Consider the following 21,817-nt stretch of genomic DNA (forward strand, 5'->3'; position numbering starts at 1 on the left):
CCTTTTCGGCGGCGGGGCGCAAGAAATCGGCGTCATTGGTTAATAAGTGCTTTATAAATTGCGCACGAAACAGGGGGGAATGGCGGATGGCCACGGGGGATGATCTGCGGCGGCTGGCCCTGGCGCTGCCGGGAGTGGAGGAGCAGCAGCATATGGACCGCGCGGCCTTCCGCGTCGCCCGTATCTTTGTGACCCTGGGGCCGGATGGCAAAAGTGCGAATTTCAAGTTCACGCCGGAGGAGCAGGAACTGAAATGCCTGGTGGCCGCCAATGCGTTCGCCGCCATTCCTAACGGCTGGGGACGGCAGGGCTGGACCCAGGCGACACTTGCCAACCTGACCGAACCGGAACTGGAGGCTGCCCTGCGGATGGCTTGGGCGCATGCGCAGCCAACACGGCGTAAACGCTGAGCGTATCTGGACGGGACGCAACGGGCGGCGTAAGAAAAGGGCATGACGACCATGTCCTTCAGCCCTGCCCTGTCGCGCCGAGCCCTGCTGGGTCTGGCGGCGGGTGGTTTATGTCTGGCCGCAACGCCTGCCCGTGCCTTCACCCTAGCCGGCACCATCTGGGAGGAGACGGGCCGTCTGGCAAAGCTGGACCCCTATCTGCTCTACGCCGTTTCCTATGTCGAAAGCCGGCAGGACCGCAAGGGCCGCACCGGTCCCTGGCCCTATGCCGTGCGCACGACTGTCGAGTCCTACTTCCCAGAAGATTTCAAGGCGGCCATGGACCTGATCCACCGTCTGCCCAGCGACGAGGTGAAGGATGCCGATCTGGGTTGGATGCAGGTGAATGTACGCTGGCATGGCCAGCGCGTAGCCGATATCAGCCACCTGCTGCATCCTGGCATCAATCTGCGTATCGGGGCCGGCATCCTGCGCGAGGCGTTGGACAGCCTGCCCAACGACACGGCCCGCGCCATTGGCCGTTACCATACCTGGATGGACGAGGCGCGGGGCCGTGACTATGGCGAACGCGTTCTGGCCCTGCGCGAACGCCTGCGCCGGGCATAGGTCAAAACAGGGAAAGCTGCTTCACCGGCGCGTCAGGCACCCTGAAACGCGAACAATCCATATCCCAGGTCCGGCGGTCCATGCCGAGCCGTTTGATGGCCAGCCGGAACCGGCTGCGCAGCAATTCGGCATAGACGCACGCCCACTTCATCCGGGTTGCAAAGTCCGACCGGTACAGCGCCCCTTCCCGCGTCTGCCGGACCAGCGACAGCGCCCGTTCCGCGCGGTCGGGGTAATGTTCACGCAGCCATTCCCCGAACAGGTCAGCAATCTCCAGCGAAAGGCGCAGCAAGATGTAGCTGGCCGGCGTCGCCCCCGCGTCCGCCGCTGCCTCCAGGATGGCTTCCATCTCATGGTCGTTCAGGGCCGGGATCATGGGACTGGTCAGCACCGCCACCGGCACCCCCGCCCCTGACAGGGCCCGGACAGCGTCCAAACGCCTGCCCGGCGTGCTGGTGCGCGGCTCCATGGTGCGGGCCAGATCGCGGTCCAGGCTGGTGATGGACATGGCCACCCGCGCCAGCCCCTGGACCGCCATGGGCGCCAGGATATCCAGATCGCGCAGGACATTGGCTGATTTGGTGATGATGCTGACAGGCTGATTGAAGTCGCGGCTCCATTTTGCTGTCGGATTCCGCATTGACATTAAAGTTTACATCGTAATAAATAAATCCCAGGCCAACCAAACAAATGGCCATTCAAGGGAGAGAACCATGGGATCGCGTTCAAAGGCAGCGACGCTTCGCGTCGCCTGCGTGGCTGCCTGCATGTCCACGGCAACCATCGCCTATGCCCAATCGACACCCACGCCGCCCGCTAAGGACGAGATGGTGTTGGAGGAGATCATCGTCACCGCACAGAAGCGCGATGAACGGCTTCAGGAAGTGCCGGTCTCTGTATCCGTCTTCGGCGCGCAGGGCCTGGAAATGGCCAAGATCGACAGTGGGACCGAAATCGCACGTCAGACGCCCAATCTGCGGGTTTCGGTGTTGGGTAACGAGAACCAGCCGAAATTCGCCCTGCGCGGCATCTCCACGTCGGAGTTCAATCTGAATGCCGTGTCGCCGACCGGTGTCTTCTATGATGAGGTCTATGTCGGTGCGCAGTATCTGGGCGGCGCCCAGGTGTTCGATATCGAACGCATCGAGGTGCTACGCGGTCCGCAGGGTACGCTGTTTGGCAAAAACACCACGGCAGGCGCCGTCAACTATATCTCCCGCGGCCCCAGCTTCACGCAGGAAGCGGAAATGAGCATCGGGGCCGGCAGCTACGGCTATGTTGAAGCCAAAGGCGTGGCGGAGGTGCCCCTGGTCGAAGACCGTCTGTCCGCCCGCTTTGCCTTCAATGTCGCCCATTCCAAAGGCTATATCGAGAATGTGAACCCGGCCATTTCCGACCGGTCCAATATCGACCGTAAGGCCGGCCGCCTGACCCTGGGTTATCAGGATGAGAATGACCTGAAGGTCACGCTGCGCGTCTTCCATAACGGATCGGATGCCAAGGCCATCGGCGTCATCAATACCGGTACGGCACCGGGCGGGTTGAATGCCCTGGGTGTCGATCCCCGCGTCAACCCCTATACGGGCCAGCGCATGACCCGCCATCAGATGGCAACCGACCGCGATGGCGACCTAGAGGTGAGGGGCAGCGGGCTTTATCTGAATGTTCAGAAGGATCTGGGGCCCGTCTCTATCACGTCCATCACATCCCACCTGCGGGGCCGGTTCCTCAACAATGTTGACGCCGATGGCACTACCATGAACCTGCTGCATATCGATTTCCGGGCGAAGAACAAGGAAACCAGCCAGGATCTGCGTATTGCCACCAACGGGTCCGGTGCGTTCAATGTCATCGCGGGCCTGTATTATTTCCGCGACGATATCGATATCGATACGACCTACACGATTTTCGGCGGGCCGCCCGTTCTGCCCATCCTGAACCAGAGCTTCGATCAGCGCCGCACCTCCTATGCGGCCTATATCGACGGCACCCTGGAACTGTCGGACATGTTCACGGCCTATGGCGGCCTGCGCTACACCGATGACAAGGGACGGCTTTCCAACTTCCAGGTCACGCCCGTCATCGCCCGGCAACCGACCCTGACCTATCACGATGCCAAGCCGACGGGCCGTATCGGCCTGCGCGCGCAGCTGGAGGATGATGTCATGCTGTTCGGGCAGTTTGCCCGTGGCTACCGCAGTTCCGCCTTCAACGGTGGCGCCCTGACCAATGCGGCCGACCTCAACGTCGCCGACCCGGAAAAGCTGGACGCCTACGAGATCGGCCTGAAATCGCAATGGTTCGACCGGCGCCTGACGGCCAATGTGTCGACCTTCCTCTATAATTTCAGCAACCAGCAATTCATCAATCTGGTCGGCATCAATAATCAGCAACTGGTAAACGCCGGCAAGTCGCGGACCAAGGGTGTGGAACTGGAACTGTCGGCGCGGGTGACGCCCCAACTGAAGGTCAATGCCGGCCTTGGCCTGCTGGACGCCGAATATCGGCGGCTGGTCCTGAATGGCGTCAATCTCAGCGGCAACGACATGATCGAGGCGCCACACCATACCGTCAATCTGGGTGCTGATTACCGTATCGATCTGGATAATGACGGCGCCATTCTTTTGCATGCCGATGCCACGCATGTCGGCATGCAATATTTCCAGGCCAACAATTCCGTCCTGTCGCGGGGCGAGGCCTTCTGGGATGTTGGCGCCCGCATCGCCTATCGCGCTCCCGATGATCGTTATGAATTGTCGGTCTATGCCAAGAACCTGACCGATAACCGGCAGGTCACGGGCATCGTCGTCGACGCGACCAGCCAGACACGCTTTGCGACTGTCCCCTATCCGCGCCGCTTCGGGGTAGAATTGTCTGGCAAATTCTGACCGGAGGCCCGTCCATGGACACGCAATTCACCCTTACGCGCCCTGATGGGCAAAGGCTGGCCTGTTATCGCTGGTCCAAGGACGGGCCATTCCGGGCTGTGATCGTGGTGGCGCACGGCATGGGCGAACATGCCCTGCGCTACCGGCCGGCCCTAGCTGCGCTGGTTGATGCCGGCTACATCGTGTATGCGCTCGATCATCGCGGCCATGGTGCCACCATCTCCCTGTCCGAGCGGGGGGCCGGCGATTTCGGCCCCGGCGGCTTTGCGGCGGTGGTGGCCGATCTGGCCGCCCTGGTTGACCGGGCCAGGGCGGACCAGACGGACTTGCCCCTCTTCCTGCTGGGGCACAGCATGGGTTCCTTCATCGCTCAGGCGTTCCTGATCGATCACGGCGATCTGATCGACGGGGCTGTCCTGGTCGGGACAACGGCGGTCGATCTGCTGGCGGCGGCCATGGCGGCGGAAAGCGATGCGCTGGCGGCCTTGAACCGACCGTTCGAACCCGCCCGCACGCCCTGCGACTGGTTGAGCCGTGACGAAGCCCAGGTAGATGCCTATATCGCCGATCCGCTGTGTGGCTTCTCCCTGGTCCCGCATTCCATGATGTCGCTGCTGTCGCAGGGCGCGCGGCTGGCCGACCCGGCGGCACTGGCACGCATCCCGTCCGGTTTGCCCCTCTATGTGCTGGTCGGCGATCAGGACAGCCTGACAACGCAGTTCGGGCAGTTGCCGCCCCTGCTGGACCGTTACCGCACGGCGGGCCTTGCCCCGGTGCTGGCATCGTATCCCGGCGGACGCCACGAAATTCTGAATGAAATCAACCGCGATGACGTGGTGAGAGACCTTCATGCCTGGCTTGTGCGAACCATCGCCACCCTGCCCCGCCACACCCGCCGGGCTGATCCCGGATGACCGGCCTTATGACCTGCTGATTATCGGCGGCGGCATCAATGGCACCGCCATTGCTCGGGCCGCCGCCTTGGCCGGTGAGCGCGTGCTGCTGGTGGAGCGGGATGACCTGGCGCAGGCCACCTCCTCGGCGTCCACCAAGCTGATCCATGGCGGATTGCGCTATCTGGAACACCGGCAGTTCAAGCTGGTGCGGGAGGCGCTGGCGGAACGGGCCATCCTGCTGCGAACAGCCCCCCATCTGGTGCGGCCCATGGAATTCAGGTTGCCGCATGCGCCCTCCATGCGGCCCTGGTGGATGGTGCGTATTGGCCTTTATCTGTACGACCTGTTCGCGGCGGGCGGTGGTCTGCCCCGGTCACGCGCGGTACCGTTGGACGATGCCATCCTGGCGGCGGATCACGGAACAGGCTTCAGTTACTGGGATGCCTGGGTTGATGACAGTCGGCTGGTCGTCCTGAATGCGCTTGGCGCGGCAGAGGCAGGCGCAGACATTCAGACCCGTACCCGGTTTGTCGATGCCGTGCGGCAGGGGCCGGTCTGGCGGGCGGCATTGCAAACAGCGGACAACAAAGTCACTGTCGCGGCCCGGCGCGTGGTGAATGCGGCAGGTCCTTGGGTGGAACAAGTCCTGTCCAATGGACTGGACCGGCGGGGCCAATATCGTATCCGCCTGGTGCGCGGCAGCCATCTTATCCTGCGACGCCAGCTCCCCCATCACCATGCCCTGATCCTCCAGCAACCCGACCGGCGCATCATCTTCATCATTCCCTATCAGGGGGATTGGACCCTGGTCGGCACGACCGACTTTGCCGTGGACGATCCGTCGGACAACCGCATCTCGGCGCAGGAAACGGCCTATTTGCTGGCGGCTGCCAACCGATATCTGCGCGATCCGGTCGGACAGGCGGACATTGTCGGTGACTTTGCCGGCATCCGCCCCCTGTTCGATGATGGACGGGACGAAGCCAGTGCGGTCACGCGTGACTACCGGTTGGAACTGGACGCCGACGGCCCGCCGCTGCTCAGCGTCTTCGGGGGAAAGCTGACCACGGCCCGGCATCTGGCCGACATGGTTCTGGGCCGGTTGGGCATCAACGGCGGCGATACGTCAGCCCTGCCGCTGCCCGGCGGCGACATGGCGGATTTCGACATGTTCCGGCAGGCTGCCCGGTGTCGCTGGCCATTCCTAGATGGTCAGACGCTGGACCGCCTGGCCGGCGCCTATGGCACGCGGCTGGAACGATGGATGCAGGGGGCCGGCACGATTGCCGATCTGGGCATCGATTTCGGCCATGGGCTGAGCCAGCGGGAGGTCGATTATTTGGTGCAGACCGAATGGGCGCGCAGCAGCGATGACATCCTGTGGCGGCGAACGCGGCTGGGCCTGCGGTTCGATGCCGGTCAGGTCGCCCGTCTGGATGCCTATCTGCGCGAGCAGGCGCCATGATCCGGGATCAGATCATCGCCATCGACCAGGGCACGACATCGACCCGTGCGGTCCGGTATGCCGCCGATGGCCGCGTGCTGGCGGTGGCCAGCCAGCCCCTGCGCCTTGCCCATCCGCAGCCAGGGTGGGTTGAGGCGGATGCCGAACATCTCTGGGCCGGCGTGCAGGATTGTGTGCGTCAGGTCATGGATGAAAGGGTGGCGGCCATCGGCATTGCCAATCAGCGTGAAACAATCCTGCTCTGGGACCGCGACAGCGGCCGCGCCCTGCACCCTGCCATCATCTGGCAGGATCGGCGGACAGCAGCGCAATGCGAGGCGCTGCGGGCCGATGGCGCGGAAGATCTGGTCCGGGCGCGCACCGGTCTGCTGCTCGACCCCTACTTTACCGCCAGCAAGCTGGGCTGGCTGCTGGACCATGTGCCCGGTGCCGCCGCCTTGTCGGCACAAGGAAGGCTGGCCGCCGGCACGGTCGACAGTTTCCTGCTCTGGCGGTTAACGGGGGGCCGGTCCCATCTGACCGATGCCACCAACGCCAGCCGTACCTCCCTGTTTGATATCCATCGACGATGTTGGGATACGGACCTGCTGACGCTGTTTGATATACCGGCCTGTATCCTGCCCACCGTGGCCGGCAACTGTCATGATTTCGGGCAGACCGATATCCGGGTGACGGGGCGGCCGGTTCCCATCACGGCCATGGCCGGCGATCAGCAGGCGGCCATGATCGGGTTGGGGTCCGTTCTGCCGGGGCGCATGAAGGCGACCTATGGCACTGGCTGTTTTCTGCTGGCCCATACCGGTGACAAGCCGCTGCTGTCACGTCACCGGCTGCTGACGACCTTGGCCTGTCTGGTTGATGGCGAGGCCGCCTATGCCGTGGAAGGGTCGATCTTCGTGGCAGGGGCGGCATTGAACTGGCTGCGCGATGGGCTGGGCATCGTCCACGGTTATGATGGGATCGCTTCATTGGCCGCCAGTGTGCCCGATGACCATGGCGTGCATCTGGTTCCGGCCTTTGTGGGGCTGGGCGCCCCTTATTGGCGCAGCGACCTGCGGGCCAGCCTGACCGGCCTGACGCTGGATACCGGTCCGGCCACCATCGTGCGCGCAGCATTGGAGGCTGCGGCCTTCCAGACCTGCGATCTGATCCAGGCCATGCAGGCCGACGGGCTGGTGCCACAGGATGTGCGCATCGATGGCGGCATGGCGTCGAACGACTGGTTCGCGGGATATCTGGCGGATATGACGGGCCTGTGCGTGGACCGGTCACGCAATCATGAGGCCACGGCCTGGGGGGCCGCACGGCTGGCCGGGTTCGCGGCTGGCATCTGGCCCGACCCGCGACGCGTGCCTGTTCTGTCCGGGCTGGATCGGTTCACGCCATCCATTGATGATGCTCTCCGTCAACGGCGTCTGACCGGATGGCGCGCCGCCGTCCACCATCTCCTGGCCTCCACACCACCTCCGGAAGGAACGTGACCATGCATGCAGATATCACCGGCCTTTGTGATGTGGTGGCGGCACATGCCGTGCCGGGCGACGGCATTGCCCTGTCCGGGATCGGCGCCAGCGTCACCTATGCCCAGCTTGACGCGCGTATCCAGGCGGCGTTGGGCGCCCTGGCCGCTCTTGGGCTGCGTCCGGGTGAACGGGTGCTGCTGTTGCTGCCGACATCAGTGGAGTTCGTCACCGCCTATTTCGCGGCTCATCGGGCGGGTCTGGTGGTCATGCCTCTGAACCCGCTGCTGGGTCCTGATGAGGTCCGCCACATTCTGGACAGCATGCGGCCGGCGGCCATCATCGCCGCACCGGCAGACGGGCCGTATCCGGTACTGTCAGCGCTGGACGGTCTGGTGGCTGACCTGCGGTTGAGCTGTCTGGTCCTGCGCAGCGGCCCGGATCAACCGTTCGACCGCGCCATGGCCCGTGCCCGTACCGATCTGCCACCCGTGCGCCGGGATGGCAGGGACGAAGCATTGATCCTGTTCACTTCCGGCACGTCGGGCCGGCCAAAGGGCGCATCACACCGCGAGGCAGCGTTGATCACCAACGCCCGTCACGCCAACGCGGTATTCTCGATCACCCGCGACGACGTCCTGTTATGCCCTTTGCCGTTGAGCCATGTTTTCGGACAGATGGTGATGATGCTGGGCGGATTGTCGGCGGGGGCGGAACTGTCGCTCGTCCCCCGCCCCGGTCCCGCCGCGCTGTTTGACGCGATGGTTCAGCGCCGGCCCAGCATCATCGCCGCCGTGCCCGCCAGTCTGGCCGCCGTGGCGGAACAGGCGCGCCAGACGGGACACCACCCGGAACCGGGCCGTTTGCGCTTCGTGCTGGCCGGTGGCGCGCCCCTGCCGGCGGCCACTGGCACCGTGTTTCAGAATAGGTTCGGTGTACCTGTCCATCAGGGCTATGGCATGACGGAGGTGGCCTGCTGCATCGCGCTGGAACGGCCCGGAACGATGCCGACGGGTGGTGTCGGGGCCCTCTGCACGCCCCTGTCCCACCGTATCGTGCCGTTGGACCCGGCGGACCCCGATCAAGGTGAATTGCAGCTGGCCGGACCCAATCTGCTGCGCGGCTATTACATCGACGGGACGTTCCAGCCACGCGGCGACGATGAATGGTTCGCCACCGGCGACATTGTCCGCCGCGATGCAGAGGGCACGCTGTTTCTCTGTGACCGGAAGAAAGAAATGATCATCCGCAACGGCTACAATGTCTATCCGTCGGAGGTGGAGGCGGCGCTTGCCAGCCATCCGGGTGTGCTGCATGTGGCGGTGATCGGCGTGGCGGATGAACAGGTCGGGCAGGAGGTGGCGGCCTATGTTTCCCCGCGCGAAGGACATATGCTGTCGGCTGACGAACTCGCAGCCTGGTGCCGCGCCCGCATTGCGCTGTACAAATACCCCCGGCTGATCGCTATTCTGCCGGTGCTGCCCACCAACACGACAGGCAAGATCATGAAACGCGCCCTGGACACCGCTATTCTCCGGCGCGTCTCGTTGAGCGGTTGAAGACGACATGACAACAGAGGCTCCCCTTCCCCGTCGCCGGGGCCGCCCGCCGGCTGATCCAAAGATTCTGGCCGCGTCTGTACAGGAAGCGCGCGACAGCATCTGTGCCGCTGCCCTAACCCTGTTTCAGCAAGGCGGCGTTGACGCGATCAATATGCGGGATGTGGGGCGTCTGTTGGGCACCTCGCAGATGATGGCCTACCGCTACTTCCCCAGCAAAGACCACCTGCTGATGGAACTGCGCATCCGGGCGTTTGCGCGCTTCACCCAGGCCTTGGCTCGCTGGCGGCGGCGGGCGCGACGGGATGCCGACGCGCTGCCCCTGGTCTGTGGTGCCTATCTGGTTTTTGCCTATGCCAACCCCCATGACTACCGGTTGATGTTTGACATGTGGGCCTTTGAAAACCCGGAAGCTATGAAGAAGGAATTCGGCGAGAAGGTACGGCGGCAGTCTGCGTCCTGGCTTGAGATACAGGCCTCAGTGTCCCAGTTCCTGGGGCCCCGCGCTGAACGCGCGGATCTGGGCCAGGCAACCGACATCGTGTGGAGCGGGCTGCACGGCCTGGCATCGCTGCATCTGGCCCGCAAGCTGGTTTTCGGGCGCAATCTCAAGCATCTGGCCAGACCGGCCATTCGGTCGATCATGGCCGGTCTGACGGCACTGGCCTGATACCGCCTGCGCTGCGTCCATACCCATGTGGCGCTCATAAAGTTTACATTGTAATATAAAAAGGAACGACCAATGACCCGTCCCCTCAAAGGCAAGACCTTGTTCATCAGCGGCGGATCGCGCGGTATCGGGCTGGCAATTGCGCTGCGGGCGGCCAAGGACGGTGCCAATATTGCGATTGCCGCAAAGACAGACCAGCCTCACCCCAAGTTGCCGGGTACCATCCATACCGCTGCGGACGCGATTGAGGCCGCTGGCGGGAACGCCTTGCCTATCCTGTGCGACATCCGCGATGAACATCAGGTTGCCGCTGCGGTCGCCCGCACCGTGGACACGTTTGGCGGCATCGACATCTGCATCAACAATGCCAGCGCCATCCGTATGACGCCGATCCTGGAAACGCCGGTTCAGCGTTTCGATCTGATGCATGGGGTGAATGCGCGTGGATCCTTTGTGGTGACGCAAGCGGCCCTCCCGCACCTGCTGGCATCGAACAATCCGCACATTCTCTCCATATCCCCGCCATTGCACATGGAGGAGCGATGGTTTGCTCCCCATGTCGCCTACAGCTTGGCAAAATACGGCATGAGCATCATCGCCCTGGGTGTTGCCGGTGAATATCGTGGCAGGGTCGGGATCAACTGCCTCTGGCCGCGCACGGCCATCGACACCGCCGCAATGACGGAGTTCGGCCCCCATGTCGGCCTGGGCGCACTGCGTCGCCCGGAAATTGTGGCGGATGCTGCCTATCTGATCATGACCTCCGACGCCCGGATCAATACCGGCAACTTCTACATCGACGACGAACTGCTGGCGGCAAATGGCGTCACCGACCTATCCGACTATGGCCCGCCTGGTGTCGCGGATATCGATCTGACACCTGATTTCTTCGTGCCGTCGCTGCGGGAGCTGCGATCAGTGACCAATGTCTAGAGATGTTTTCGATAGGCAGTAGTCTTAGATGATCTGCTCCGGCTGGGGACATCGGTGCGGATATGCACGGTGCCGGCGTCTCTAATGCTGTGCCACGTGGGCTTCGATCCCCCCAGAACGGTCTTGCGCTGGCCCTGCATGTCAATCGGCATTGAAGTTTGGCTCTGACGCAGTTTTGGTGAAGTGCCTTTCTACCCTGCACCGATGACGCGGGCCTGGAGCAGGTCGAGTTTTCCGCGGCCATACATCTGGCGCTTGACGAGTTTGAGCTTGGTTATCTGGCCTTCGGTTTGGCCGTTGGACCATGGGGAAGTGATAGCCTCCTCCACAGCGGCCCGATCCCTGACGATGCCATTGACGAAAGACGCCACCATGGATGGGCTTGCCCGTTCCAGCCAGGGGGCCAGGTCAGCCAACGACCGGCGCCGGATCATGCCCTGGAAATCGGCGATGATGGTCCTGGCTTCGACAATGGTCGGGACCCCCTTTTCAATGGCGGCAACCAGGACAGTCTCAGCCTTTGTCAGCGCATCGCGTCCCAAGGTCATGAGCCGGGCGATGATCCGGGCGGATGGTGTCCGTTTGAGAGCCTCTACTCCCATCTGGTCGGCCCGGCGCCGGCGGGTCGCCCATTCCGTGACGACGCGCAGCGAGCCTTGGAAACCCTCCTTACTGAGCCGCCGCCAAAGTTCAGTACCGTTGCGATGCCCCGCCTGCCATTGCTGGTCGAGCCAGAGAAGATGCAGTTCCAGGGAACTTTCCCTTGTCCGGAAGATGTCCGTCCCCTGACCCCGGAGGATTTTGCGCACCAGCCCTCGGCTGTGGCCGGTCCGGCGAACGATCTCCTTGATGGGGATGCCCTCCTTGGCCAGGCGTTGGACCGCATTGTTGGTATCCTCACGCCGCAGATATCCTTCGTACTGCAAGCGCTCTGCCGCCGTGAGAAGGGCCGGATCGATGCTGGTGGCGCCGACCGCGGTGCGTATCTGCCGCATGGATTTCCGGACTGCGTCGAGAAAGGCTCGACTTGCGTTCTCCATCAGGTGCCAGCGGTCGGCCACCTGCGTGGCAGTCGGCAACGCCTTGGAGACAGCCAGGGCGTAGCCACTTGCGCGGTCGCGGGCCACGATGCTGACCTGCGGCTGCTGTTCCAGCCAGGCTTGCGTCGTCGCCGGCTCACGATCAGGCAGCAGGGCGATGGTGCGCCTCCGCTCCAGGTCGCAGATCAGGGTTCCATAGCGGTGATTGCGTCGCCACGCCCAATCATCCACGCCGATCACCGTAGGCGGCACGATGCGCGGGCTGCCTCGACGGCGAACTACCCGCAACAAGGTGTCGTTGCTCACCGGTAGCATCAAGCGACGGGCCAGGGCAGCAGCCGGACGACCTCCCAGCGCCAGACCCAGATGGTGGACAACCTGATCCAGCCGGGCCGTCCGGCGAGCCCAAGGTGCGAGAACATTCGGATCAAAGCGCTCCGTGAATACGCGGCGCCTGCACAGCACAGCATAGCAGAAAAACCGGCGGGCAAGCAGCACAAGCTCAACCAGACGACCGCTGGTCGGCAGGTCCGCCAGCCGCCGATGATATCGGCTATGGATCCGACCTGACCGCGTCCCGCATCCGGGACAGGCGCTCATCGCCGTGACCGGGCTGATGGTGAGGCGCACCATCCCATCATCATCGGTGATGTCCTTGATGGCCATGACGGCAACATCGAACATCGAGTGTGGAAAGCCCAATCCCATCATGCTGATCCCTATGGAAAATCCACTCCAGAGGAATCCCGAATTTCATCAAAATTGAGTCAGAGCCACTTTTCCACGCCGGATAACACATCATGACTTCTTCACACGGTGCTGCGAGGCCGGACCACGGCATCGACCAGCAACCGCATATCCTTGTGAGAGAGGGTGACTTCGACGATATCTCCCGGCGCCGTTTCGAGTGGCGCAGCGAAATCGAACAACGTCGCTCCCCACGAGGTCGCACCGTCCTCACTGAACGGATCGCTTTCCAATGTCTCACCTGCGCCGAAATCGAGACGGATCCATTGCATTACTCCGTCTATCCGCCCCCCCGTTGAGACTAGGGAAACCGTCTCGGTCTGAGGGCCGAAGGGCGAGGGGGCGTCATAATTCATGCGCAGCACGGAAGCGGTTTCCGAACAGTAATCGACATGCTCCCTCTTCTTCAGTCTCAACTGCCGCCCCGGCACGGTAAGCAGATTGAACAGGGACATGTCGAAACCCTCGATCGTCACAACCCGCCGGCGCGCATCCACCGATCGGGCGAGGGCGCAACGGATTTCTGCGCGCGGGGGCAGCGCCGGCGCACCCGCTACGAGTAGCCGCGCGCGCGCATCACGTAGGGCAGCGGTGACGCCCTCGTCGAAAAGACGCCTACCGAAAATCTCATGGACCACCAGTTCGGCGGGCGCATCCATATCTTCAGGGATACTCAACAGATCGGAACGCTTCGAAATCACCCGCACGCGATCCGAGAAGCCATTGCGATCGACGATCGCGCGTGCTGTCGCGGCGATTGTCGGCTGGGCTTCGCATGTCGTGACGATAGCGCCGGCCTCCGCGCACAGCATCGCCAACAAACCGCCCCCGGTTCCAATCTCGAGCACGCGCATGCCCGGATGTACCATCCGGCGTATTGCGCGAGCATAGGCAGCGTTGCGGGCATGGTCGAGCAGCATGGGGACATGAAAGGACTGCACACCGTTTGAGAGGGCATAGCCGATGATATCCCGTACCGCCATGCTCTCCGGCGCTGCTTCGATCGCGGCGGTCGCCATTGCCACGGCGTCGTCCACAAGCCCCTTCTCATGCAGCACCGCGCTCAGCATCGCCATGGAGCGCGAATTTCCTCGGACGCTCGGGTAGCGGGAGAAAATGTCGTCAGTCACATTTGCGCTCCGGACGAACGTTCCCGGCCTTGATGGCACCGTCCCGCATCCAATGCGGACCACTACAGCCAGTAGCGAAGTTTTCGCCGCTCAACAAGTACGTTTGGGTGACGATCCAGCGCCGCATCATCCAGCGCTTCCTACAGATGATGAAGTGGCGATCGTAACGGCGTTTCGAACGCGGCACCGACATCATCGGAATATCCAAGCGCCACGTCGCCGCCTAACATATGCCTCTGGCGAGGTCGCTACTCCGCGACGCTACGCCACGCGTTGGGCGTGATGGACTGAAGAGCGACAATTTTGCCCTGACAGCATAGTGCGCCGAGAGAGTCACGCATCTGGCACCGAACACGTTACGGCACCTTCCTCTCGAAGTGTCATGACAAATGATTCGACTTCATTCCGGCAGGTATCCTCTGCAACATCGAACTCTTTGCAGAGCTGAGCGCAAATATCCGATAGATCTTGAGGTTCCGCAATCAATTCCCAAATTCGAGCGCCTACTCGCGAGACCACGATGTAGTTGCCGTTGTCGATGCACATCAGCGCACATTCTGCGCCGATCATAGCGCTTAGCCACTCGCCGTTGTGCGCAATTATCATGCCGTTAGTTCCTCTTGAGTGCAGTCCAGGCACACGCTCGCCAGTGCGCTTCCAGAATATCCATGGTTGACGCGAGTTTCGACAGGTAGCGCCCACGTTTAATAACGTAGACTGGCGCATGCTCCAAAATTTTTGCTGAGGCCTGAAAATAGCGGGGGAGCTGCCCAGTGTGAAGCACGATGTTTGGGCGATGTGCATTTCCCCGTAATTCGTTGAGCGCCATGGCAGACGGAAGGCGCGCTACGACCGCATCGTTGATCGCCGCCGATTGCAGTAGATAAATCGCCCTCAGTGGTAGATCGGAACCCGTCCAATGCTTTGCTGGCTTCACATAGGTCTTTTCAGTATTGGCCAGCACAGCTTCGCGACGTCCCATCTCCAATCCTGTGGCATGTATGGATTCATCGGTGAGCTTTATTCTCCGTGCATCTGAGCTAACCAGCGGACGACCTTCCTGATTAAACGAAACATGGCTCACGTCGTCGCAAATCACGGGATAGCCCCGGGTCGAAAGCGCCGCTACCAGAGTCGACTTGCCTTCTCCCGATGCGCCCGCAAATAGAATTGCCCCACCGTCGGCTTCGATGCCGCTCGAATGGAGAACAATGCCGCCGCGCTGGTGAAGCAAAGCGCCCATAACTGTGCCTTGCAGATAGGCCGCACAGGCTTGTGCAGGAACGCCCGGCTCGAGTTCGAACACAACCTCCTGGCCGCGCTTGATCAGAAATCGCCCGGTGCCCGGCGCGCGGAGTAGGAATTGGTCTCCATGAGCGTCCCACCCTGGCCTGGATGTCGTAGCGTTCAATAAGGTTTGAGGAACCCCGCCCAAACGCATGACCACGTCGTGGCTCTGGTTCGATGCCTTGAGCGGTAATGAACCAGCCAGTTCTATTTCGGACGCGACAACCAAGCCGCAGATGCGATAAAAATGCAGGGTCAAAGCTGCGCCCGCCTTGCAAGTGCCTCATAGAGTGGGTCGAGCGTATTGCTAACAATATCTTGCACATTCTTAGGCAACGGGCTTGGCGTACGCCACAAGTAGGGTTCGCCGCTATGCGAATGAGTGCGACTCACATTGTGCATCCGCAACAAGCAATCCTCTCCGATCTGCACCTGCATAAGCGGCGCTACACGGGTCCACGCTGCACAGGGCAAGTTGCGATAGTCGACAACGTGAAAATTGGCATCTTCGAAGCCAGTCGCCGCCAGAAACGCCCAGGACACATCGCGCAGTGCCAGTCGAGCGACCGATTCCGGATCCAATCCTGCAAGCGCCCGGCGCGGTCTCCTGAGGTTTGACTCGACGATCTCTGTCGGCTCCCGCTGCACCCAGACGATCGGGGTCTTGGGAAAGGCCCGACGGAACAGCGCAAGGAAATGGCTGGTCCGGCTGGAAAGTTTGACGACAAAGCGCTGCTCTGTACCAAAGCGTCTGCGACCGAGCGCCCGGATCAATTGCCGTAGGGTTTTATCCGGCGCCTCGAGCGGGCGTTGCAAATTGGCCTGAAGAAGCTGAAAAACGATCTCGGGCTCACCAACAAGAACCGATTGTTCGTGCATTGCGGCTGTCAGCAGCGAAAGCAACGTCGATCCGGACCGCGACGGGTGAGCGATGATCACATCGGGATCGAGTGACGGCTCGGAATCGAGTGATGAAAGTGTTGACAGGCCGGACTGCACGATGGCGTCGTTCGACGCTGCGCTCCGTGCCTTCAGGGTTTGAGAAAAGAAAGGTCTGTCGAACGACTGATCGCGCAAATCAGCCCATTCAATGACAGCTTCGTGACCGCCATGAAAGGCGATGGGCGTCCAACCTCGAAGTCGCCTCTCTAGGGACAACATTCAGTCCAAACCTCAGCAATTTCAACGTTGGACGCTTCCCTCCTTGCGTGTGACATAACGCACCACAGGCAAATGTTCCCCCGCGCCGATTGAGAGGGAAGGATCCAATCCACCCCCCATATTGAGGCCCAGCTAGGCTGAAGCCATCAGCTAGTAGGGCCAATGTCGCCGCCGGTTTCAGTGCCACGGGTAGGGCCACCCTTGGTGATCTCAGAGACCGCAGCAGACGTGACCCGCGGCGTTTCCCATGCTTCCTTGGTGGTCAGCGGAGCCACAACGCCTTCATTGGTCTCGACTTGGCTGGTCATATTCTGGCCCTTCATGTGATACTTGGGGAGAAAACTACGCAAAGATAGGGATGAAGCGCAAGCGTTAATCCTCCGCGATAGCGACCAAGGATTTTTCTGCCAACTCCTGAATGGCCTTGGCCAAATCGTTAACCGACATTTTGCCTGCCAATTCTTCTGTAAGCGCACCGAAGGACACGGTACCAAGATGGTTGATATTAGCAAGTGCAAGACGTTCATTCAGAGATAACCTAAAACGTTGTTCTCCGATTACTAATTGGGCAGCCCCCTCTCGCTCGACCATCAGATCGACCTCTCGCCGCAAAGCACTGACCAGGCGGCTCGTGGGCGTCAGCCTGCCGGCAATTCCGAAACTGGCAAGTGGTCGGAGCGAACGTTGAGTGGCCTGGAGAGCCTCGAATTCGTCAACCGTTGCGGTTTCCAGCAGGTCAAGGATTGACTGAATAAGTTCGCGGTCACGGGCAACGCGCGCTTCTCGGGGCAGCGTGGCGCCCAGGTCACGACGTAATGCGACAACCTCTTTCGCTTTCGTTGCCAGCCACGCGATGAAATCCACCCCCGTCTGCTCGGCGATTCCGATCGTAAGGTGCATCGACGGCTGTTCTTCGGGAACCGCGGCGTGGACCTCCCCGCGCGGAAGATAGAGTAGGTCACCCGGCGTCATTCGCCCTTCCCATTCACAAGGGGGGGGGGGCTTCCCATATGCACGCTTCTTGTTGGAAACGGTTCCGGCACTCCGTACGTGCGCCAATGCTTGACGCCCTGAAGCTGAACGATCAGCACATCATGGTCGTCGGAGTGCGCCAGAAATGCGGACTTCGTGCCAAAGCTGATATACGCGTTGACCCCGGTTTTGCAGCACAGCTCACGCTCGATCGCCGTTGCCAACTCGCCGATCGCGGGCACGAAGCGGTCGATATTGTTGACAGTCAGCGTCGCACCCTGGGCTGCGAATGCCTGGATCGCGCCCGGCCGGAGTTGGCCTCGTTCGTCAACATAAAACGACTTCAGCATCGATTTTGCGTTGAGGAGTACAGCGAACTTATCGGCTGGAATTGCGCCTGTTGCGATCAATGCGTCGAACGTCGGCCAAGGACACAGTTCTGATATATCCGTACGCATCGGCATTTCCGCATGCCAGCGGGCCTTGGTGGCAAAGGCGACGGAAAAGGCAGCCATGTTCGCAGTAGTGACGAGATCACTCAGGGTCCTGATCGGCATTTCACTCCTCGCTCCGTGGCCCTCCCGCAGTCGCACGTCGTCGCACGCGGCAGGCGACATCACATTGCTACTCCAACCACCGACTGACCGAAGACAGCGAGGTGAACGTCCTTCTGCAAAGTGCTCTGTATTCATAGTCTGGAGTGCCTTCCAGCCCGCCAATCAGGCGATCCAGCTTCTCTGGATCGATGACCGCAGCAACGTCGGAGGGCATTTTGTCTCTTAGAACACGCCCCCAATCGGCCAGATCGCGCGGATCAAGGTGCCTGCCAACGGGTGATCCCATCCATTTGGTCATCCGCCACGCGACTTTGGATGGCACGATCCCATCAATCGCGCGGCGATGAAGGTAGCGGCCGATGCCCCTTGGGCCAAATTTCTCGATCGTGGGCGTTGAAAGATACAGCTGCACCAAACGCGCGTCCCACAACGGCCAACGATATTCGATTCCCCAGGCAGCAGCGGCGAGGGTGCAATTTTCCAGCCGGGTGGTCGAATCCATCGGGCCTAGGTGGTGACCGAGAATGAAGTCATTGACGCGCTCATAAGGGCCATCGAACCTTGCTGAGTTGAAATAATCGCGCTCAACTTGATGTTCGTCGATTACCGAATTGGTCAGCGGGCAGTGAGGCCAACGCTGACGCCAGTCAGCAAGGTATGCCGAATTGTGTGTCTGCGCACGGGGAGGCATCAGAATGCGCTTGGCCAGCCGTGCGGTCCGCATCAGTGCATTGCCCTTTAGCATTTCCAGAAGCTGACGATAGGCTCCCGCCCGCTGCATTTCAATCAGTGCGTGTTGGCCTTGATTGGAGACAACCTCGTCGCCTCCGAATCCTGAAATCAACGTGCGCACGCCATGCAGTGTGGCCTCGCGATAAAAGGGCACATGAAAATCGGCATTTCCATGTTCGGCAGGATAGCCGATCGCAGCGAGTACGCGGGCGGATTCCGCCTCGCATACCGCATATCCAGTGGCCAGATAGTTATGCTCGATCCGGTACGCTTGGCTGGTCGCCAGGATCAATTCAGGTTCATCCTCAAAATTAGCAAATCCAAACGTCCGCAGCCGGTCGCCCGAGCCAAGGGTCCGCGCAGCAAGCGCCACTGCGATTGATGAATCGATGCCACCTGATGTCTCGACGCCCACGGGATAATCGCTCGTCAGACGGCAATTCACGCTCTCTTCGAGCATGGCGCGATAGGCGTCGACATGCGCAGAATCGCGCCGTGTGGCGAAGGGAGCATCATCGCGCCAATGGTGCCAGCGCTCGACCTGTGGTGTACCATCAGCCTCCAGGAACAGTGTGTGTCCGCCGGGCAATTTTTGGAACTCGACATAAGCAGTCCGTTCGATATGCTTGGACAGCCCTCCCCATAGAGACCGCGCGATCCAGTCACGGTCAGGCGTGAGCGGCAAGCCTGGAAACTTCAGCGCCGCGGCCGTGGACGCGAAGGCAAAGACGCCATTGTCGTATCGATAATAGAGCGGCCTAGACCCCATGGGATCGCGGGCGAGAAAGACTTGGCGGCGCGCATCGTCGATCACAGCGAGCGTGAAATCACCAATCAACTGCGCAGGCAGATCACGACCGAACCGTGCCCAAGCCGCTACGACCAAGGCAGCATCGGTCGTTTCGTCACCAACGCCGACGAGGCCAAGTGCTCGGGCCAAATCGGCGCGGTTGTCGATCCGCCCCCAAAAGCTGATCCAGGCTCCTGACTTAGGGCAGCAACGCGGCAGTTCCAAGTCGCGGTTCTGTGCGCTGACGAAGCGCCTGCGCTCGAGCAGGACCGCTGTTTCCGATACTGCCATGCCTTCAGCGTCAGCCTGTCCGAACACCGCGAAGGGAATCGCCATGCTGGCGGCAGTCGGCCGGGGCATGGGCCAGCCTTTGCGCCCGACCGACATCACGCCCGCAAACATCGCGTACTGCTCCCTCTGGTTGATCTACTGCATCGCCCAATGAGTGTCCGCTTACCACCATTTCAAGGCGTCCAGCCGCGTCAAATAGTCATGCGAGCTGACAGTCCGCTTATGGTGGGCGCGCACCAGTGTGAGAATGACCGAAACGGGGTGCGAAGCGGCCAAATCGGGCCGGAAGCGGACGGGCGGGTTTATGGCGACAAATCTGGGATTCCGGCCATTCCCGCCCGCCCCGGTGGTTACCAGCGGATACACCGGCTATATGTCCGTCGTCTCGATCTTGGTCTGGCCCAGCAGGATTTGCACGGCGCGCAGGTTGCCGGTCTGCTTTTAAATGAGGGCAGCCTTGGCCCTCCGCAGGGAATGGGTTCCATAATCCTCGCGGCGCAGGCCGGTCCCAATCACCCATTCCTCAACAAGGCGCGCATACTGGCGGGTGCTGGTGGGTTTTGCATGATCGTCTCGGCTGGGAAAAACATAATCAGTCAACGACCCGCCCCGCCGTTCCAGCCAAGCCTTCAGGCTTTTGCGGGCCGTCTCCAGCAACTCGAACTGAACTGGCCGTCCCGTTTTCTTTTTAACAACCAGAGGAACGGGACCGGATTTCTCCACCACGAACAATGTCGCTGATCTTCATCCGGACAAGGTCACAACCACGTAGCTTGCTGTCGATGGCCACCACAACATCGCCAGCGACAGGGGCGCGGATGGTGCGTTGCTTTAGGGTGCCGGCAGGGTCGTAACTGCCCCACTCGATCCCGTCCAACTCCTGATACAGCGTCGTGATGCTGTTCAACTGTTCCAGGCCCGCCCTATTGGCCAGAGCTCGTCGCCAAGCCGGGCGCGTTGGGCCCCACCTGCATAGAGCGGGTGTCATAGCGCTAGGTGCGGCCCGTCGCACCCGTGTCGTTGTCACCGGCATCATGGTTAATAAACCTATACCAACGTGTTAGAGGCCTGAAATACGCGGATAATTGTCCAATGCCCGGCTTGGGTCCATTCTGTGCTGGCTTTCCGGTCGAGCAACTCGGCCACCGGCGGCACCGCCGGCCCTATCGGACAATCGGAGCCCATCATGAAAAGCATGGTGACCCGCGCCGTCACCGGCGCCACCCGCCGTGACGTCCTGGCCGGCGGCATAGGCCTGTACGCCGCCGGCCTGCTTTCCACCACCCTCTTCCCCCTGGCGTCGGCAGAGGCCGGCACGCCCCCTGAAGGAACCCGGATCATGAGCACGGTCAAGACCGAGGACGGCACGGAAATTTTCTACAAGGATTGGGGGCCGCGCGATGCGCAGGCTATCGTCTTCCACCATGGCTGGCCGCTGTCAGCCGATGACTGGGACGCGCAGATGCTGTTCTTCCTTGGCCAGGGCTTCCGCGTCATCGCCCATGATCGTCGCGGCCATGGCCGGTCAAGCCAGACTGACGCAGGCAACGAGATGGACACCTATGCCGAGGATGTGAAGGCGCTTGCCACGGCATTGGACCTGAAGGGCGCCATCCATGTCGGCCATTCCACCGGCGGCGGCGAGGTGGCGCGCTATGTCGCCCGTGCCGAACCGGGCCGGGTGAAGAAGGCCGTCCTGATCGGTGCCGTCCCGCCAATCATGGTGAAGTCGGACAAGAATCCCGGCGGCTTGCCGCTAGAGGTATTCGACAGTTTCCGCGCCGCCGTGGCAGCCAACCGGGCGCAGTTCTACAAGGATGTGCCGGCTGGCCCCTTCTACGGCTACAACCGGCCCGGCGCCAAGGTTTCCCAGGGCGTCATCGACAATTGGTGGCGCCAGGGCATGATGGGCGGCATCAAGGCCCAGTATGACTGCATCAAGGCCTTCTCGGAGACCGACTTCACCGAGGATATGAAGAAGATCGACGTGCCGGTGCTGGTGATGCATGGCGACGATGACCAGATCGTTCCCATCGCCGACAGCGCGCTGCTGGGCATAAAACTGCTGAAGAAGGGCACGCTGAAGGTCTACGAGGGCTTTGATCACGGCATGGCCACCACCCAGGCGGATACGATCAATGCCGACCTGCTGGCCTATTTCAAGGCCTGATCGTTAGGCGCTCCTTCTGGCGTCGGGCGCCGCCATCTGGTGGCACGGCTCAC

The 21,817-nt window shown here is 61.6% G+C and carries 20 protein-coding genes; 10 read left to right on the plus strand and 10 right to left on the minus strand.

What is annotated here, in order from left to right:
- Positions 1-86: 86 nt before the first annotated feature.
- On the plus strand, positions 87-410 hold the full coding sequence (locus tag ACT6Q8_RS11485; protein ID WP_444732135.1) for an MmcQ/YjbR family DNA-binding protein: 324 nt from the start codon (positions 87-89) through the stop codon (positions 408-410).
- Positions 411-452: 42 nt separating this feature from the next.
- Entirely contained in the window at positions 453-1,016 is a 564-nt protein-coding gene (locus tag ACT6Q8_RS11490; protein ID WP_444732134.1) for a hypothetical protein, read from the plus strand.
- Position 1,017: 1 nt separating this feature from the next.
- Here the strand turns inward: ACT6Q8_RS11490 and ACT6Q8_RS11495 are convergent, their stop codons facing one another.
- Entirely contained in the window at positions 1,018-1,662 is a 645-nt protein-coding gene (locus ACT6Q8_RS11495) for a radical SAM protein (RefSeq protein WP_444732133.1), read from the minus strand.
- A gap of 67 nt (positions 1,663-1,729) precedes the next feature.
- Between ACT6Q8_RS11495 and ACT6Q8_RS11500 the strand changes: the two genes are divergently transcribed.
- The 7 genes from ACT6Q8_RS11500 (at position 1,730) to ACT6Q8_RS11530 (ending at position 10,887) form a co-directional block, all read left to right on the plus strand.
- The gene (locus tag ACT6Q8_RS11500; protein WP_444732132.1) at positions 1,730-3,904 is read left to right on the plus strand and encodes a TonB-dependent receptor; all 2,175 of its coding nucleotides are present in this window, start codon (positions 1,730-1,732) and stop codon (positions 3,902-3,904) included.
- Positions 3,905-3,918: 14 nt separating this feature from the next.
- Positions 3,919-4,818 carry an alpha/beta fold hydrolase gene (locus tag ACT6Q8_RS11505; protein WP_444732131.1) on the plus strand — a complete coding sequence of 300 codons (900 nt, stop codon included), beginning with the start codon at positions 3,919-3,921 and terminating at the stop codon, positions 4,816-4,818.
- Complete coding sequence (gene glpD, locus ACT6Q8_RS11510; RefSeq protein WP_082372529.1) at positions 4,754-6,265, plus strand: glycerol-3-phosphate dehydrogenase; 1,512 nt, start codon at positions 4,754-4,756, stop codon at positions 6,263-6,265. The genes ACT6Q8_RS11505 and glpD overlap by 65 nt, the downstream gene beginning before the upstream one ends.
- Positions 6,262-7,746, plus strand: a complete 1,485-nt coding sequence (locus ACT6Q8_RS11515) for an FGGY family carbohydrate kinase (RefSeq protein ID WP_444732130.1) — start codon at positions 6,262-6,264, stop codon at positions 7,744-7,746. Before glpD ends, ACT6Q8_RS11515 begins: the two co-directional genes overlap by 4 nt.
- 2 nt (positions 7,747-7,748) lie before the next feature.
- Positions 7,749-9,284 carry an AMP-binding protein gene (locus ACT6Q8_RS11520; protein WP_054169400.1) on the plus strand — a complete coding sequence of 512 codons (1,536 nt, stop codon included), beginning with the start codon at positions 7,749-7,751 and terminating at the stop codon, positions 9,282-9,284.
- A gap of 7 nt (positions 9,285-9,291) precedes the next feature.
- Positions 9,292-9,954, plus strand: a complete 663-nt coding sequence (locus ACT6Q8_RS11525) for a TetR/AcrR family transcriptional regulator (RefSeq protein ID WP_444732129.1) — start codon at positions 9,292-9,294, stop codon at positions 9,952-9,954.
- Positions 9,955-10,026: 72 nt separating this feature from the next.
- Positions 10,027-10,887: an SDR family oxidoreductase gene (locus ACT6Q8_RS11530; RefSeq protein WP_444732128.1), complete on the plus strand. Its 861-nt coding sequence runs from the start codon at positions 10,027-10,029 to the stop codon at positions 10,885-10,887.
- Positions 10,888-11,078: 191 nt separating this feature from the next.
- Here the strand turns inward: ACT6Q8_RS11530 and ACT6Q8_RS11535 are convergent, their stop codons facing one another.
- The 9 genes from ACT6Q8_RS11535 to ACT6Q8_RS11575 all read right to left on the minus strand — a co-directional run bounded on the left by ACT6Q8_RS11535 (position 11,079) and on the right by ACT6Q8_RS11575 (position 20,320).
- The gene (locus ACT6Q8_RS11535; protein WP_444732429.1) at positions 11,079-12,611 is read right to left on the minus strand and encodes an ISL3 family transposase; all 1,533 of its coding nucleotides are present in this window, start codon (positions 12,609-12,611) and stop codon (positions 11,079-11,081) included.
- Between the two features lie 125 nt (positions 12,612-12,736).
- Entirely contained in the window at positions 12,737-13,750 is a 1,014-nt protein-coding gene (locus ACT6Q8_RS11540) for a hypothetical protein (protein ID WP_444732127.1), read from the minus strand.
- Positions 13,751-14,137: 387 nt separating this feature from the next.
- Positions 14,138-14,410 carry a PqqD family protein gene (locus tag ACT6Q8_RS11545; RefSeq protein WP_444732126.1) on the minus strand — a complete coding sequence of 91 codons (273 nt, stop codon included), beginning with the start codon at positions 14,408-14,410 and terminating at the stop codon, positions 14,138-14,140.
- 4 nt (positions 14,411-14,414) lie between these two features.
- The gene (locus tag ACT6Q8_RS11550) at positions 14,415-15,350 is read right to left on the minus strand and encodes a hypothetical protein (RefSeq protein WP_444732125.1); all 936 of its coding nucleotides are present in this window, start codon (positions 15,348-15,350) and stop codon (positions 14,415-14,417) included.
- A complete protein-coding gene (locus ACT6Q8_RS11555) occupies positions 15,347-16,252 on the minus strand; it encodes a hypothetical protein (RefSeq protein ID WP_444732124.1) in 906 nt (301 codons plus the stop codon). Before ACT6Q8_RS11555 ends, ACT6Q8_RS11550 begins: the two co-directional genes overlap by 4 nt.
- 372 nt (positions 16,253-16,624) lie before the next feature.
- Entirely contained in the window at positions 16,625-17,224 is a 600-nt protein-coding gene (locus ACT6Q8_RS11560; RefSeq protein ID WP_444732123.1) for a JmjC domain-containing protein, read from the minus strand.
- Entirely contained in the window at positions 17,221-17,781 is a 561-nt protein-coding gene (locus tag ACT6Q8_RS11565) for a JmjC domain-containing protein (protein ID WP_444732122.1), read from the minus strand. The genes ACT6Q8_RS11560 and ACT6Q8_RS11565 overlap by 4 nt, the downstream gene beginning before the upstream one ends.
- Positions 17,782-17,848: 67 nt before the next feature.
- Positions 17,849-19,705, minus strand: coding sequence for an asparagine synthetase B family protein (locus ACT6Q8_RS11570; RefSeq protein WP_444732121.1), 1,857 nt, complete (start codon positions 19,703-19,705; stop codon positions 17,849-17,851).
- A gap of 330 nt (positions 19,706-20,035) precedes the next feature.
- On the minus strand, positions 20,036-20,320 hold the full coding sequence (locus tag ACT6Q8_RS11575; RefSeq protein WP_444732428.1) for a tyrosine-type recombinase/integrase: 285 nt from the start codon (positions 20,318-20,320) through the stop codon (positions 20,036-20,038).
- Positions 20,321-20,780: 460 nt separating this feature from the next.
- Between ACT6Q8_RS11575 and ACT6Q8_RS11580 the strand changes: the two genes are divergently transcribed.
- On the plus strand, positions 20,781-21,764 hold the full coding sequence (locus ACT6Q8_RS11580) for an alpha/beta fold hydrolase (protein ID WP_444732120.1): 984 nt from the start codon (positions 20,781-20,783) through the stop codon (positions 21,762-21,764).
- Positions 21,765-21,817: the final 53 nt, after the last annotated feature.

This window comes from Niveispirillum sp. (assembly GCF_052437035.1).
GTDB lineage: Bacteria > Pseudomonadota > Alphaproteobacteria > Azospirillales > Azospirillaceae > Niveispirillum.